14 protein-coding genes and 1 rRNA gene are annotated in these 14,813 nt (G+C 63.8%); 6 read left to right on the top strand and 9 right to left on the bottom strand.

All coding sequences use genetic code 11. The features are described from left to right. Positions 1-105 precede the first annotated feature (105 nt). On the top strand, positions 106-1,176 hold the full coding sequence (locus CH266_RS01575) for a LacI family DNA-binding transcriptional regulator (RefSeq protein WP_051365239.1): 1,071 nt from the start codon (positions 106-108) through the stop codon (positions 1,174-1,176). Here the strand turns inward: CH266_RS01575 and CH266_RS01570 are convergent. From CH266_RS01570 to CH266_RS01555, 4 genes are read right to left on the bottom strand one after another with little or no spacing between them, the layout of a single operon-like run. Continuing rightward, a complete protein-coding gene (locus tag CH266_RS01570) occupies positions 1,132-2,070 on the bottom strand; it encodes a PfkB family carbohydrate kinase (protein ID WP_027497881.1) in 939 nt (312 codons plus the stop codon). The genes CH266_RS01575 and CH266_RS01570 overlap by 45 nt on opposite strands. Beyond that, the gene (locus tag CH266_RS01565; RefSeq protein ID WP_027497882.1) at positions 2,067-3,533 is read right to left on the bottom strand and encodes a purine-cytosine permease family protein; all 1,467 of its coding nucleotides are present in this window, start codon (positions 3,531-3,533) and stop codon (positions 2,067-2,069) included. Before CH266_RS01565 ends, CH266_RS01570 begins: the two co-directional genes overlap by 4 nt. Before the next feature lie 30 nt (positions 3,534-3,563). Then, entirely contained in the window at positions 3,564-4,565 is a 1,002-nt protein-coding gene (locus CH266_RS01560; RefSeq protein WP_027497883.1) for an ADP-ribosylglycohydrolase family protein, read from the bottom strand. A gap of 33 nt (positions 4,566-4,598) precedes the next feature. Continuing rightward, positions 4,599-5,336, bottom strand: a complete 738-nt coding sequence (locus CH266_RS01555) for a GntR family transcriptional regulator (protein WP_217900979.1) — start codon at positions 5,334-5,336, stop codon at positions 4,599-4,601. A 283-nt stretch (positions 5,337-5,619) separates the two neighbouring features. On the opposite strand from CH266_RS01555, the gene CH266_RS01550 reads away from it, so the two are divergent. After that, positions 5,620-7,371 carry a pyruvate dehydrogenase gene (locus CH266_RS01550; RefSeq protein WP_094714511.1) on the top strand — a complete coding sequence of 584 codons (1,752 nt, stop codon included), beginning with the start codon at positions 5,620-5,622 and terminating at the stop codon, positions 7,369-7,371. A 47-nt stretch (positions 7,372-7,418) separates the two neighbouring features. On the opposite strand, the gene CH266_RS01545 is transcribed toward CH266_RS01550, so the two are convergent. Next, entirely contained in the window at positions 7,419-8,897 is a 1,479-nt protein-coding gene (locus tag CH266_RS01545; RefSeq protein WP_032384068.1) for a carboxylesterase/lipase family protein, read from the bottom strand. 140 nt (positions 8,898-9,037) lie between these two features. On the opposite strand from CH266_RS01545, the gene CH266_RS01540 reads away from it, so the two are divergent. Continuing rightward, entirely contained in the window at positions 9,038-9,730 is a 693-nt protein-coding gene (locus CH266_RS01540) for a TerD family protein (RefSeq protein WP_027497887.1), read from the top strand. Between the two features lies 1 nt (position 9,731). Here the strand turns inward: CH266_RS01540 and CH266_RS01535 are convergent, their stop codons facing one another. Continuing rightward, a complete protein-coding gene (locus CH266_RS01535) occupies positions 9,732-10,823 on the bottom strand; it encodes a DNA polymerase IV (RefSeq protein WP_094714639.1) in 1,092 nt (363 codons plus the stop codon). A gap of 34 nt (positions 10,824-10,857) precedes the next feature. On the opposite strand from CH266_RS01535, the gene CH266_RS01530 reads away from it, so the two are divergent. Then, positions 10,858-11,286, top strand: a complete 429-nt coding sequence (locus tag CH266_RS01530; protein WP_094643785.1) for a DoxX family protein — start codon at positions 10,858-10,860, stop codon at positions 11,284-11,286. Here the strand turns inward: CH266_RS01530 and CH266_RS01525 are convergent. Continuing rightward, entirely contained in the window at positions 11,280-12,272 is a 993-nt protein-coding gene (locus CH266_RS01525) for an isopenicillin N synthase family dioxygenase (RefSeq protein ID WP_027497890.1), read from the bottom strand. The genes CH266_RS01530 and CH266_RS01525 overlap by 7 nt on opposite strands. Before the next feature lie 86 nt (positions 12,273-12,358). Between CH266_RS01525 and CH266_RS01520 the strand changes: the two genes are divergently transcribed. Together CH266_RS01520 and CH266_RS01515 are read left to right on the top strand one after the other, a co-directional pair. Next, positions 12,359-13,027, top strand: a complete 669-nt coding sequence (locus tag CH266_RS01520) for an SIMPL domain-containing protein (protein WP_027497891.1) — start codon at positions 12,359-12,361, stop codon at positions 13,025-13,027. Between the two features lie 24 nt (positions 13,028-13,051). Beyond that, the gene (locus tag CH266_RS01515) at positions 13,052-13,801 is read left to right on the top strand and encodes a YqjF family protein (protein WP_230074967.1); all 750 of its coding nucleotides are present in this window, start codon (positions 13,052-13,054) and stop codon (positions 13,799-13,801) included. Here the strand turns inward: CH266_RS01515 and CH266_RS01510 are convergent. Continuing rightward, positions 13,780-14,382, bottom strand: coding sequence for a DUF6188 family protein (locus CH266_RS01510; RefSeq protein ID WP_051365240.1), 603 nt, complete (start codon positions 14,380-14,382; stop codon positions 13,780-13,782). The genes CH266_RS01515 and CH266_RS01510 overlap by 22 nt on opposite strands. Before the next feature lie 133 nt (positions 14,383-14,515). Beyond that, positions 14,516-14,632, bottom strand: a 5S ribosomal RNA gene (gene rrf, locus CH266_RS01505). Positions 14,633-14,813: the final 181 nt, after the last annotated feature.

Below are 14,813 nucleotides of genomic sequence, written 5' to 3'. Positions count from 1 at the left end.
TCCGTTCCTAGGGGCAACTTGTTGCGCAAACGATTGCGCACGGTGCTAGCTTAGGGGTCATCAGGGGTCGGGGCAGCGCCGACGGAGGATCGAGGGGAACCGCCAGTGGACAGCACCAGTTCGGGGAGCGTCACGCTCAAAACGGTCGCAGCGGCTGCGGGAGTGCATGTTTCGACCGTCTCTCGTGCTCTGCGACGCGTTGCGCTCGACCCGGCAGGTGCGAGCGCCGGAGATCTGCGATTGTTCGAGCTGGCCCGCGATATGGACTACGTCCCCAACCCCAACGCGGCGAGCTTGACCACCAAGAAATCCACTGCGTTCGGAGTACTCGTCCCGCGATTGACCGATGTGGTGCTCTCTGCGATGTACGACGCCATCGAGGAAACAGCGAATCGTGCCGGGTACGAGACCTTCGTCGCCAACACCCACGACGATCCGATTCAGCAGCGTCGACGCATCGACCTGTTGCTCGGCCGCAACGTCGACGGCCTCATCTTCGGTGATGCTCGCCTCGACAGCGAGAACCTCGAAAACCTCCAGCGCCGAGGGATCAAGTTCGTGCTCATCAGCCGCAGATACCCGGGCATGACCTCCGTGACGTGCGACGACCATCGGGGCGGCTACCTCGCCGGTGAGCACCTGGCCGGACTGGGCCACACCCGAGTGGGGATCGTGTCCGGCCCTGCGTGGGCCAGCACCGGAATCGACCGCTTGGAGGGCTGCCGCGCTGCCCTCCGCGACGCAGGCATCGACGTTCCGGACGAGTACGTACGGGAAGAGGGGTTCGATCCCGATGCCGGAAGGCGCGGGGCGAGCGCCCTTCTGTCGCTGCCGACTCCCCCGACGGCGATCTTCGCGACCAACGATTTCAGCGCCATCGGAGTGCTCGGCGTGCTGCGTCAGTCGGGTCTGCAGCCAGGACGCGACGTAGCCGTCGTCGGCTACAACGACATCTCGATCTGCAGCGAGTTGACCGTTCCGTTGACGACGATTCACAGCCCACACCGCGAAATCGGCACGCGCGCAGCAGAGATGCTGCTGGCGGTCACCCATGGACTTCCGGTGTCCTCGATGGCGTTGACACCGACCCTCGTCGTGCGCGACTCGACGGTTCCAGGACGGAGTCGTCTCTCACCCGTCGAGAGGACGACCGCGGATCAACGCGTCGGTACGTGACCGAGGCGGAGCCGTCGCCGGTCCTCGCTCGGTGACCGCAAGTGCTGCAGCAGCATTGGCCCGCAGCGCCGCGTCGTACAGACCGAGCCCACGGGACAGCCCTGCCAACAACACCCCGGCGTGAGCATCGCCCGCGCCGTTCGAGTCCACCGCCTGCACCTCGAACCCCGGAACCGATTGCGACGTCCGTCTACCGCCCGCGATTCGACAACCGTCCGGACCGGTACGGAGTACCACCGCCGCATCGGGCCGCACCCTCGTCACCAATTCGGCCGCGATGGAATCGATATCGACCTCATCCGTCATGAGCATGCCCTCGCGTAGATTCACGCTCACGACGTCGGCACGGGCGAGAACGGCGTCCACCACGTCGCGGTTCAGCGTGGCGATCAATGGAGACGGATCGAACAGCACCGTGACGTCCGCGGGAAGCGTCGGCAGCCACGCGGTCAATGCTGCGGCGTTGCTCTCGTGCGCCAGCCCGTAGCCGGTGACGTACACCAAGTCTGCACTCCGCACCCCTGCCGCCTCGAGGTCCCCGACACCAAGTTCCGCCTCGGCCCCCGGGTAGGTCACGAACGTGCGCTCGGTGTTCGCATCGACGAGGGCGATACAGAACCCCGAGTCCTGTTCAGACGGTGCGGTATTGACTATGCGGGCACCGCTGGCGGACAGAGCTTCGCGGACGATCGAACCATAGTGACCGGACCCGTATCTGCCGGCGAAGATCACCGGCAGATCATCACGAATCGCGGCGACCATCACGTTGAGTCCACCGCCCGCGGTCTCGTTCAGTGACGTCGCTACGACGTCACCTCCCGGAACCGGCACTTCGGGTACGGCCATCACCACGTCGACGATCACCTGACCGGTATGGATCAGTCGCGGACTCACCGAGAGACCGTCTCGGTCCGCCGCGCTCCACCGGTGACGAGATAGAGCCCGGCGGCGATCACGAACGACGCCACCCAGCCGAGTCCGTTGTCACCGATCCAGCTGCCGGACAGCGGTCCGGTGTAGATCACGTCGCCGTCCACCGTGATCGCAGTGAACAGGAAGCCCACCACGATTCCCGCCGCCCAGCTCGCGAAGGCGTACCAGTTGACTCCGCCGGTGTACCAGTAGCGACTGGTGTTGCCCACGTTCATGATCGATGCCGCGTCGTACGTCTTCCGTTTGATCATGTCCGTCATGAACACACCGAGCCATGCCGTCAGAGGTACGGCGAGAACCGAGATGAAGGTGATGAACGGTCCGTAGAAGCCGTCGGAGATCAGCATGAAATAGATGGCGCCGACGAACGTGACGAAGACGTCGACTCCGACCGCATAGACCCGCTTGATCCGGAAACCGAGGGTCAACGTGGTGAGACTGGCCGAATACACCGAAAGATGGTTGGACAACAGCAATCCACCGAATGCGGTGATCAGATACGGAACGGCCATCCAGGCCGGCAGAATTTCTCGGATTGCCGCAACCGGATCCGATGCGGACGCAAGGCTGTTGTCGCCTGCCGACAGCAGCGCGCCGAGTCCGATCAGCAGAACGAGGGGAATTCCGGCTCCGGCCGCGCTGGACAGCACCAACGAGCCGGCTCCCACACTCTTTCGTTGATATCGCGACATGTCGGCTCCGGCATTCGCCCAACCGATACCTGTTCCAGCAGCTATGGTTCCGACACCGATGACCATCGCACTGATGGATCCGGCCGGGGTACTGGTCACTGCAGTCCAGTCGACGGTGGCGATCAGGAAGATTGCGACGAAGATGTTCAGCGCACCGAAAATCCACGTGGACCAGCGTTGGATGACGAGGATCGCCGCATGCCCCAGACCGCTGACCACCAGTGTGAGCACGATGAAGACGACGATGGAGACGATCGTGACGACGGCATGATCCTTCGCGACGCCGGATCCACCGAAGATCAGTGTGAAGATCGACAGCAACACGAATGCCGCGGTCGTGGTGTTGACGGTTTCCCAGCCGAGTCGCGACATCAGCGAGACCAGTGTGGGGCCGATGTTTCCGCGAACCCCGAAGGTGGCTCGCGACAACGTGAGACTCGGTGCCCCGCCACGTTTACCGGCAATCGACACGATTCCAACGATGGCGAACGAACCCGCCGCGCCCACCAGGGCGACAATCAATGCTTGCCAGATATTCAGACCGGTGAAGACCACCAGGGTAGCCCCGAGCGGTAGACCGAGAATGGAAATGTTCGCGGCGAACCACACCCAGAACAACTGCAGCGGATTACCGTTGCGCTCGTCGTCCGGGACTGGCTCGATCCCCCGAGTTTCCAGGGACAATACGTCGACTGTCGTGTCCGATGCAGACGTGGAAGCGGATGAGGTCATGGTTGTGCTCCAAGGGTGAGTCGAACTGTGTCAGTTCGTGTTACGGAGAGCAAGCAGTCGGTCGACGATGGGCTCCAGATCGAGCTTGTTCACGTCGGTTACCGTTCGTATCGCTTCGCCGGGCCACGCTGCCAGGCCGCCGACGGCACCGCGAATTGCGCCGGCTATTGCTGCGATCGTGTCGGTGTCGCCGCCGATGGTGGCGGCTGCCAGTACGACGTCCCAAGGGTCGTCGTACGCAACGGCCAGAGCGAAGGCCGCTACCACTGATTCCTGTGACGCGACGGACGTGCCGATGACGTCTGCCACTGTGTCCGTGATGGGCCGGTCGGCGGACTTGCCGACCAGCTCGACTGCCCAACGAATACGGGCTGCGATGTTTCCACCGGCGACCCAATATCCCCGGGTGGCCCCCTCGGTGGCGGCGGCGACACCGATGTCGACCGCCTCGTGCAATTCCGCACCCGCGATCCCGGCGCTGATGGCTCCGGCAACCGCTGCGGCGGAGGCTATTCCGAGTGACGTGTTGTGGGTGACGAAACTGCAACTGTAGATCGCGTCGACGAACGGCGCGATACCGCCGTCCAACGATGCCGCAATTGCCGCAGGTGTGATTCGCATGGCCGCACCGTTGGTGCTGCCGAACTTGCCCGCCTCGTTCGGGTCGGAGCCGTCGAGTATTCGTTCCACAGCTCGCTTGGTGGACGGCCCGAGCAGATCCAAAGATCCGCGCGCGGACATCTCGGACTCCCACGCGATCAAGGCGCGGGCGAAAGCCGAGGGATCGACCCTACCGTCACCGTCGATGATCAACTGGGCCAACATGATCGCCTGCTCGGTGTCGTCGGTGATCGAGCCCGCCGACATGCCGTGCGCGATCCGCTGACGGGGACCGGCGGCGACGAATCCGCGTAGTTGGCCGTAATCCTCAGCAATGTCCCCGCGACACATCGATTGCGTCGGCATTCCCAGCGCGTCTCCCAGCGCCAGGCCATAGAAAGCCCCGAGGGCGCGATCGCGTGAAGCAGACATCGAAACAGTCCTCGCAGAGAGTGGGGTCATCGGTCAGGAATTGAAAGTGAGATGGAGCCGAAATCGGTCGGGCGCGAGCAGGCTGACGACCTTCTCGACGAACCGACCCGACGCGTCTCGACTGACACGAATGCTGTGCAGGTACGGGGTGCCCACCGGCACTTCGAGAACGGCTGCATCGGCCGCGTCGACGGGAACCACCGAGACCCATTGCTCGCCGCTGGCAGCCACGAGCCCCGCAGACCTCAAGGTTGCCGTCAGCGATTCTTCTACCAATCCGTTCTCGGGCAGGTCCGCAAGCGAACCGAGCGCCGGAACACGGCTACGCTCCAGCGACACCGGTCGCCCGTCGACCACGTGCCGCACTCGGTCGACGGCAACGAAGTTCAACGTGGAAGTACCGGCCTCGGCTGCCAACTCGGGGTCGACGATGCGCTCGACCCGGAGAGTGCGGGTGTGCATCTCGACGCCCGCGGTGGACAGGGCCCGCGCCCATCCGTCCGCAGTCTCGATCTGATGACCATCGAAGGTGACGAGTGATCCTATGCCGCTTCGCTTTTGGATGAGGTTCTGTTCTTCCAATTCGCTGAGCGCCGATCGGATGGTTCCGCGACTGACCGAGAACTCGCGGGCAAGGTCGTTCTCTCCGGGCAAGAACGAGCCTGAGGGGATGTCGCCGGACTCGATGGTGTTCTTGAGCGAGGCGAGTACCTGTTGGCGCTTGTGCCGTGCGCGTTCCGGTGTGCGCTGAGTCATAGCGGGCTCGGTCATGTCAGTACCGTACATCCCAAGAATGAACCTGTACAGAGCCTGTTCATTTGAATGTCGCCATCGGCAGACAGCACGTCAGGACAGCCCCAGTCTTCGATGAGTGCTGGCAGGAATTTCGCCACGTGACGGAGATCGCGTCGGGCCTCTACCTGGGCTTTGCTCTTGCGGTAGCGATCGCGCTGCACTTCTATGTTTCGTACACCCTCGGCGCCGGGAAGGCGTCGAGAATGCGCACAGGGCACATCGACCCCGAGGCGCGCTACTACATCCGAGGAGAAAAACTATGTCCACCACAGTGGCCGATCAACTCGTTCGCGGACTCGTCGACGCCGGAGTTCGGCGCATCTACGGAATCGTCGGCGACAGTCTCAACCCGGTGGTCGACGCGGTGCGTCGGACCGGAGGGTCGGCCAAGGGCGGCATCGACTGGATCCATGTTCGCCACGAGGAAGCCGCGGCGTTCGCGGCATCGGCGGACGCGCAGACCACCGGCACCCTCGCCGTGTGCGCCGGCTCCTGCGGACCGGGTAACCTGCATCTGATCAACGGGCTGTTCGACGCACACCGTTCCGGCGCACCGGTTCTCGCGATCGCATCCCACATTCCCAGCAGCGAGATCGGGTCGGGGTACTTCCAGGAGACGCATCCCGATCGCCTGTTCGTCGAATGCTCGCTGTACAACGAGTTCGTCTCCACCGCCGAGCAAGCACCGCGCGTCTTCCGCGCCGCGATCAACGCAGCGATCACCGGCGGCGGAGTATCGGTGGTGACGCTCCCCGGTGACATCGCCGAGCTGTCCGCTGCCGGCGCAATGGATCCCATCGCCATTCCGTCGACTCCCGTCGTCACTCCGCCCGCCGCCGACATCCAACAGCTGGCCGACGCCATCAACAAAGCCGAGAAGGTCGCGATCTTCGCCGGCTACGGCGTCAAGGGTGCCCATGACGAGGTCGTCGCATTCGCCGACACCATCGGCGCTCCCGTCGGACATTCGTTGCGCGGCAAGGAGTTCATCCAGTACGACAACCCGTACGACGTCGGCATGACCGGCCTGCTCGGCTACGGAGCTGCGCACGCCGGTATCCACGACGCGGATCTGTTGATCCTGCTCGGCACCGACTTTCCGTACCAACAGTTTCTTCCCGAGGATGTCGCGACCGCGCAGATCGACATCGATCCGACCAAGTTGGGCCGCCGTACCTCGGTGAAGTACCCCATCCACGGAGACGTGAGTGCAACTCTGAACGCGTTGGCTCCGTTGGTCACTCGCAAGACCGATCGCCGCTACGCAGAGAAGTGGTTGGACAAGCACAACGACCTGATGGGCAAGACAGTCGGCGCGTACACCCGCAATGCCGAGAAGCTCGTGCCGATCCATCCCGAGTTCGCCGCGTCCGTGCTCGACGATCTGGCCGACGACGATGCCGTGTTCACCACCGACACCGGTATGTGCAACGTGTGGACCGCCCGATACATCAACCCCACCGGCAGAAGAGCTTTCGTCGCGTCGATGCTGCACGGCTCGATGGCCAACGCGCTACCGCACGCCATCGGGGCGCAGTTCGCGCACCCGGGCCGTCAGGTCGTCTCCATCTCGGGTGACGGTGGATTCTCGATGATGCTCTCCGAACTCCTCACCGTGGCGATGTACAAGTTGCCGGTGAAGATCGTCATGTTCGACAACTCGACCCTGGGCATGGTCAAGGCCGAGATGCTCGTCGACGGCCTCCCCGACTTCGGTGTAGACGTGCCACAGGTCGACTACACCGGAATCGCCAAGGCTGCGGGCATTCACGCGCAGCGCGTAGACCAGTCGGGTGATATTCGCGGCGCACTCGAAACCGCGTTCGCCACGGACGGGCCTGCCCTGGTGCAACTGATCACCGATCCGCTGGCACTGTCGGTGCCGCCGACCCTCACAGGCGAGCAGCTCAAGGGCTTCGCGCTCGCGATGAGCAAGGTGGTTCTCAACGGCGGTGTAGGAGAAGCAGTTCGGATGGCGAAGTCGAACCTGCGTAACGTTCCGCGTCCCTGATCGAGACCCAGCACCGGTGGTACGGCATGTACCACCGGTGCTGTCGTCTACCGGATCTTGTCCCACAGCTCCCGCTGCGCCGCACGAGGATCCTGCACCGAAGCCGACACCTCGTCGAATGTCATGACCGTTCGCTCCGCCCCGTACGGGGCCCAGCCCGGGTCGCCTGCCGTGACAAAGTCCACCCAGGCGCGGTGAGTCCGGTCGGCGAGTTTCTGCGGAGGGTTCGGCCCGAGGAGCAACCCTCCGGTGCCCTCGGCGAGGTTGTCGAAGACGAACGGGATCTCGATTGCATGGCAGGCACCCAGCTTGCCCTCGTACGACGGTGACGGCCAAGCGAATTCGTACATATACGTCGCGGAACCCGAACGAGCCTCGGCGATACGGATGACAGGAATTCGGAAGAACCAGTCGGTCATCGCGGCCATCATGACCTCACCTGCGGTGGCGTCGGGTGTGTCGGCGCGGTAGAGCTCGAGCACCCGGTCTGCGTCGGCGCCCATGCCCGCCACGGCCATTCGCAGCAGATTCTCGTCGATGTGCCGGAACACCCCGCTGGGTACGAAGAACAGCGCATGTTCGTCGGAGTTGGATCCGACCATGATCTCGACGTCTGCGGCGGAGCCGGCGGCGATCGCATCGATCGGCCGGGCCGGCACCACATCCCCGTCGATGTGCGGCTCGTACGCCATGACATTGAGGACCAGCTCGCCCCACAGACGCGGATCGGGTTGCTTGGCAATACGATTCGACAGCGCGGTCTGCGCGGCCGTCAAGTCCGCCACCGGCACCGAACCGAAACCGTCGACGGTGGGTTCCACACCGAGGTCCGACGCCAACGCCGCGGTCACCTTTTTCGCGGTCTCCTCCGTCAGCACATGGTGCCCGCCGCCGCTCTGCAGGATGGCGCGGCGGAACAGCCCCTTCGCGCGAGGCATCGACAGCAGAGTGCCCACACTCATCGCGCCCGCCGACTCCCCCGCAACCGTCACCTGGGCGGGGTCGCCGCCGAACGCCGCAATGTTGGCGGCCACCCATTCGAGCGCCGCAACCTGATCCAGCAGACCGCGGTTGGCGGGCGCTCCGTCGATCGCCAGGAATCCGTCGACGCCCAATCGGTAGTTGATGGTGACGCACACGATTCCGTCGCGGGCGAACGCGGTGCCGTCGTACGTGGGTACCGCGCCGCTGCCGTTGGTGAACGACCCACCGTGAATCCATACCAGTACCGGCAACCCCGCAGCCTCGACGTCGGGCGTCCAGACATTCACGTTCAGGCAATCGTCTCCGTCGATCGCCACCTCGGACAGAATCTGGTCGATCGGGCTGGGAAATCCGGGCTTGGGAGCCGTCGGGCCGAATTCGGTGGCCTGCCGGACGCCCTCCCACGACTCGGGTTGCTGTGGTGCCTGGAAGCGGTGTGCACCGAAGGGCGGTGCCGCGTACGGGATTCCCTTGAAGGCGCTCACCCCCGCAACTGTGCGACCACTGAGTTTCCCTTGCGCGACCTCTACGACCGGGTTCATCGGTTCCTTTCGGTTTCGAACGTGAGAACTCCATAGTGCACTCCCGGCCCACGTCGTCGACCCCGGTTGCGGTTATTCTCGACGGACCGCCCAAACCGGACATCGCGATCCGGAACTCGACCGTTTCGGAAGGCTCCACGATGGCCATCGACTACACCCGCAAGCCCTCCCAGCCCGCCCAGCCCGCCGCGTCGGTCAACCTGAGCAAGGTGACGCTGTCCAAGGCGTCGCCCACCATCAGTTTGACCAAGTCCGGTGAGAAGCAGGGGTCGATGCGGGTGAATCTCAACTGGTCGAGCGGGGCACCTGCCGCGCAACCGAAGAAGAAGGGCTTTCTGGCGAAGCTGGCCGCCGCGTCGTACGGCACCGGAGGGGTCGACCTCGACCTCGGCTGCCTCTACGAGCTGCGCGACGGTTCCAAGGGCGTCATTCAGGCACTGGGAAACAGCTTCGGGTCGTTGCAGCAGCCGCCGTTCATCGCGCTCGACGGCGACGACCGCTCGGGCTCGGTCAGCGGCGGAGAGAACATGCACATCAATCTCGCCGACCCCGACAAATTCACACGCATTCTGATCTTCGCGATGATTTACGACGGCGCGCCCAACTGGGCTGCGGTCGACGGCGTGGTGACCCTGTACCCCACCAGCGGTCCACAGGTGGAGGTTCGCCTGGACTCGGCCGAGAACTCGGCACGGATCTGCTCGATCGCGTTGCTGCAGAACACGTCCGCCGGGATCACCGTGACGCGCGAGGTGGAGTACATCCAGGGCAGCCAAGCCGATCTCGACAAGAAGTACGGCTGGGGAATGAAGTGGGCTGCCGGCCGAAAGTGACCTAGGACGCTGGTTTCGGTTGCGGCGGAACCATTTCCAGTCGCACACCGATCAAGCGAACCTCTCGACTGTGGTCGAGCCGGTCCACCAGGGCCACCGCGGCCGACGTGAGAGTCGCTGCATCGAAGGTTGGCGGGCCCGCGATCGGCGCGCTGACGGTATGCGTCTCGAACGGGGCATACCGGATCTTCAATGCTGCGCGGACCGCAGGTCGGTTCTCGCTTTCGATGTCTGCGAGCACCTTCGACGTCAAATTCGCGACCTCGTCCCTGATCACGGTCCAGTCGGCGACGTTGGTCTGGAACGTGACTTCCCGACTATGAGATCGCGCGACCCACGGTTCGGATGTCACCGGGGACAGCTCGATCCCCCTACCCTTCGTACCGAGCCACGGCCCGATCTTCGGCCCGAACGCCGCGGCAAGGTCTGCGTCGTCCGCATCGGCCAATTCACGGACGGTGGTGATACCGAGTGCAGCAAGCCGGGTGGAGATCTTCTTGCCGATTCCCCACAGCGCATCGGTGCCGCGCTCTCCCATCACCTCGTACCAATTGTCCTTGGTGAGTTGGTAGATACCCTGAGGCTTGTCGAAATCGGTGGCGATCTTCGCTCGAAGCTTGTTGTCCCCGATCCCGACCGAGCAATGCAGCCCGGTCGCATCGAACACCGCGTCGTGCACGGTCCTGGCGAATGTCCTCGGATCGTCGGTCTCGACGCCCAGGAAGGCCTCGTCCCAGCCGATCACCTCCACCACCACCCAGAGGGAACGCAACGTGTCCATCACCGTCGCCGACGCCTCGTCGTATGCCGGCTTGTCGACGGGAAGAAAGACGGCGTCGGGAATCTTCTTCGCTGCGATCCGCAGCGGCATTCCGGATCCGACGCCCTTCGCCCGCGCCTCGTAGGACGCCGTCGACACCACCCCACGCTCGGTCGGATCTCCCCTGCCGCCGACCACGACGGCTTTGCCCACGAGGTCGGGGTTCCTCAGCACCTCGACCGCTGCGATGAATTGGTCGAGATCGACGTGCAGTACCCAGCGCCGCCGAGTGGCATCGGTCGACGCATGCTCGGTCGTGGTGGTCCCGGTCATGGTCACCAGTGTGCCCGTGGTGTCTCATGGCGCAATGACGAAATCGATATCTCGGACCATCGGCCGGATCGTGCTGGGAGCATTTCTCGTCTTCGCCGGTCTGAGCCATCTGTTCTGGGCACGCAGCACCTTCGCGGCCCAGGTACCGATATGGATGCCCGTCGACACCGACTTCGTCGTCCTGGCTTCGGGCGTCGTCGAGATCGTTCTCGGTCTTGCTCTCCTGTTCTGGACTGCTCGCTCAGCACTCGTGGGATGGGTGGTGGCCGCCTTCTTCGTCGCCGTCTTCCCAGGAAACATCTCTCAATTCGTCACGCACACCGACGCGTTCGGTCTCGACTCGGATGCCGCACGCGGCATCCGACTGCTGTTCCAACCCCTTCTGATCGTGTGGGCGCTGTGGTGCACCGGTGCCTGGGCACAATGGCGCGCCTCGAATGAGGGTCGCAGCCAGCGTCACTGAGCGGAGCTGTGCCCGGCGGGAACGATGCCGTGGTGTAACAGAGCCACGTCGGGATGTGCGCGCGTACGGGATTTCCAGGCGTTCGCCCCGTAGGTGTCGTAGATGGGGTTGGCGGGATCGTCCTCGACGCCACGTGAGTGCCGTGCCAGTTCCGGTGGCAGCGTGATGATCGGTACGACGGCATCGAGTGCGGGACTGAGGAAGTACGGCACCGATACCCGGTCGGTACCCGGCCCGGGGGCGATCACCCGATGCCGCGTCGCGCGGAGGTAGCCGCCCGTCGCCACTTCCAGCAGCTCACCGATGTTGACGATGAATGCGCCCTCCAGAGGCGGCACATCGACCCAGCTATCCGCGGTCGTCTCCACCTGCAAACCGGCCGAGTCGGGTTCGACCAGGAGCAGCGTCAACACCCCAGAATCCTTGTGCGCACCCACACCCTGTGAGTGATCCGGCGTCCCCGGGTAGCGCACGACTTTCATCAACGTTGCCGGCGCCGTGCCGAACGCGTCGTCGAACACGTGGTCGTCCGCGCCGAGAGAGGCCGCCCAATGTCTGAGCAGCGCGAGTCCGATCTGCGACACCGATCGCTCCCACTGCTCGAACGTCTCGCGGAAGCCCTCGGGCTCGGACGGCCACAGGTTCGGTCCTTGCAGATTCCAGTAGCCCTGCGCATGCTCGATCGCCGGCCGCTCGGGACCGATGTCGATCTGCTCGCGCCAATCGACCCGACCGTTGGTCAGCTCGCCGCCCACTCGCGAGTAGCCGCGAAAGTGTGGGCTCTTCAGTTGACTGATCTCGTCCTTGACGGCGTCGGGCACCGCGAAGAATGCCCGCGCCGAACGCAACACGTCGGCCATCCGGTCGGTGCCGATGCCGTGTCCGACGAGGTAGAAGAACCCCGAGTCGTGGGCTGCCTCGCGCAGAGCTCGTCGGAAGGTCTGTGGGTCGTGTTCGGACGACTCGAGATCGAGAACAGGGAGCATGACCCGATTGTCCTCCGCACCTGACGCGTCGGCCAGCAGTGTTGAGATTCGATGAATCTCCGTGCCCGGATGCCAGACTGGACGCCATGAGCCCGGAAGCACTCGACATCACCGTCGTCGGTCACGGCGAGGTGACCTACCCACCCGAACAATGCACGTTGTCCCTGACGGTGCGTACCGACGGCCGCAGCGCCGAGTCCGCGTCGGAGCCGGCGGGGCAACTCGTACGTGAGCTCACTCGCCTCATCGAACCCCTCTACAACAGTGAACACGGGCCGATCGATCGATGGACCATCGATCAGGTTCGGCGTTCCCGTCACCGCCCGTTCAATCAGGACGGCGAACAACTTCCGTACGTCTATCAGGCCGAAGCGTCCGTCGAAGTGAAGTTCAGCCAACTCGACCTGGTGGATGCCTTCGTGTACGCGGCATCCGCTCTCGACGGGGTCTCGATCGACCACTTCGACTGGGACCTCACCGAACCGAGCAGGAAAGCCCACACCCATGAGGTCCGCGAACGTGCAGTGCAGGATGCTGTGTCCAAGGCAGAGGCCTATGCGTCGAGCCTGGGAAGGGTGAATGTGACGGCCGTGGCCGTTGCCGATCCCGGACTGCTGACGGGGTCTGCCGAACGCGGCGTCACCGAGCCGACCCACCGCATGCTTGCCGCACAATCCGGGCCCGCCGCGTTCGCCCTGAAGCCCGAGAACATCACGATCTCCGCCAGCGTGCACGCCAGATTCACCGCCTCCTGACGTGGCGCGCCTACCCTCGAATACATGAACCGCGACGATGCCCGACGCCTCTGGCCCCGGCCACCGCTGTTGCCTCGTCCGATTCTGATGGACCAGCGGTGGGAACGACTCGTCTTCCTACACTGGCGAGTACCGAGTTCGGTTGTAGCGCCGCTGTTACCGGACGGGTGCGTACCGGACGAGTTCGACGGTTCGTCGTGGGTCGGTCTCATCGGGTTCCACATGGTCGGTGCTGGTCTCGGATATCGGCACCCGGTGCCGTACTTCGGGACCTTCGGCGAGATCAATGTACGGCTGTACTCGATCGACGCAGAAGGCCGACGCGGTGTCGTCTTTCGCTCCCTCGAGGCGACCCGACTCGCAGTCGTCGTGGGCACCAATGCCGCACGTATCCCCTACCGGTGGGCATCGATCGATATCGACGACGACAAGCGAGCAATTTCCTACCGAAGCCGGCGGCTGGCACCGCCGAAACGCGGTGCGACGACGGACTTCGGCATCGTCCGGGGCACACGCGACATGTCCGACGACCCGCTGGCGGTCTTCCTCACCGCACGCTGGGGACTGCACACCGCGCTGGGCGGACGCCTGCTGTACGTGCCGAACGTGCATCGACATTGGGCCCTGGTGGACGCGGAACTGACCCACTGCTCGGATCAGTTGGTTGAGGCTGCGGGTCTACCGGGGGTCTGTACTCGAACACCCGACTCGGTGCTGTACTCGGACGGGGTCGCAACTCAGTTCGGCAAGCCCTATGTGGTGCGTGGTCGGTAGAAGATGACGTGCCCGGACGACAACTCGACGACCCAGTCCCCGCCCGCGTCGGAACTGACAGTAACGCTCTCCCGAAGCACCAAGTAACCCGCGTCGAGCGGTAGATCGAAATTCAGGCAAGTTCCGTCGGAGAATTCTACTGAAGCATCGTCGCCGGTAGATATCCGAACGACGGTCGCACCGATCGAGGGCAGACCCTCCCGAGTGGATACTTCGTCGCTTCGGTGCGGCGGTGCCGGCCACGATTCGACGGTGCCCTCGGCACCACACAGCACGGTCGACCCGTCGGCCGCACAGAATTCCCACGACTCGACCTCGGGTCGTGGATGGGCCACAACTCGCGTCCGTCCGTCGAATGTCAGACGGAGAACACCGGATTCGTCGAACTCGGCATCATCGCAGACGAGACCGAGCAACACGGCGAACGCCCTGAGTCCCTCGAATTGATTGTCTTCGTCGACGACAAGATCATCTACGACGACTTCACTGAACGCGACAGTGGCACCGCTGTCGAATTCGATGGTCAGATCGAAATCGAGCAGAACCTTGTGGACGCGCTGGCCGTCTACGGGAAGTTTCATCGAACACGACTGTGCCACACGAATCCAGCGCGGTACACAGTGCGCACGCGTTCTTTCGATCGTGCTGTGTGGGTAGTGGTTTCGAATGCAAAATGCCCCTGACCGTGAGGTCAGGGGCATTTTGGGATGTTGTGTTCGGCGGTGTCCTACTCTCCCACACCCTGTCGAGTGCAGTACCATCGGCGCTGGAGGGCTTAGCTTCCGGGTTCGGAATGGGACCGGGCGTTTCCCCTCCGCTATGGCCGCCGTAACTCTGCGAAACAGTGTCACGAGCGAACCTCTCACCCACACTCGTGTGGGGTGGCGGATTCGTGTATTCGGTTGTGTTATCGAACTACTCGTGTGTTGTTTCAGATATTGCACAGTGGACGCGTAGCTTCTTTGTGGTAAGTCCTCGGCCTATTAGTACCAGTCACCTGCATACATTGCTG

The sequence above is a fragment of the Rhodococcus sp. 06-1474-1B genome (genome assembly GCF_002258885.1).
Taxonomy (GTDB): Bacteria; Actinomycetota; Actinomycetes; order Mycobacteriales; family Mycobacteriaceae; genus Rhodococcoides; species Rhodococcoides fascians.
This window is presented reverse-complemented; position numbering and strand designations above follow the sequence as displayed.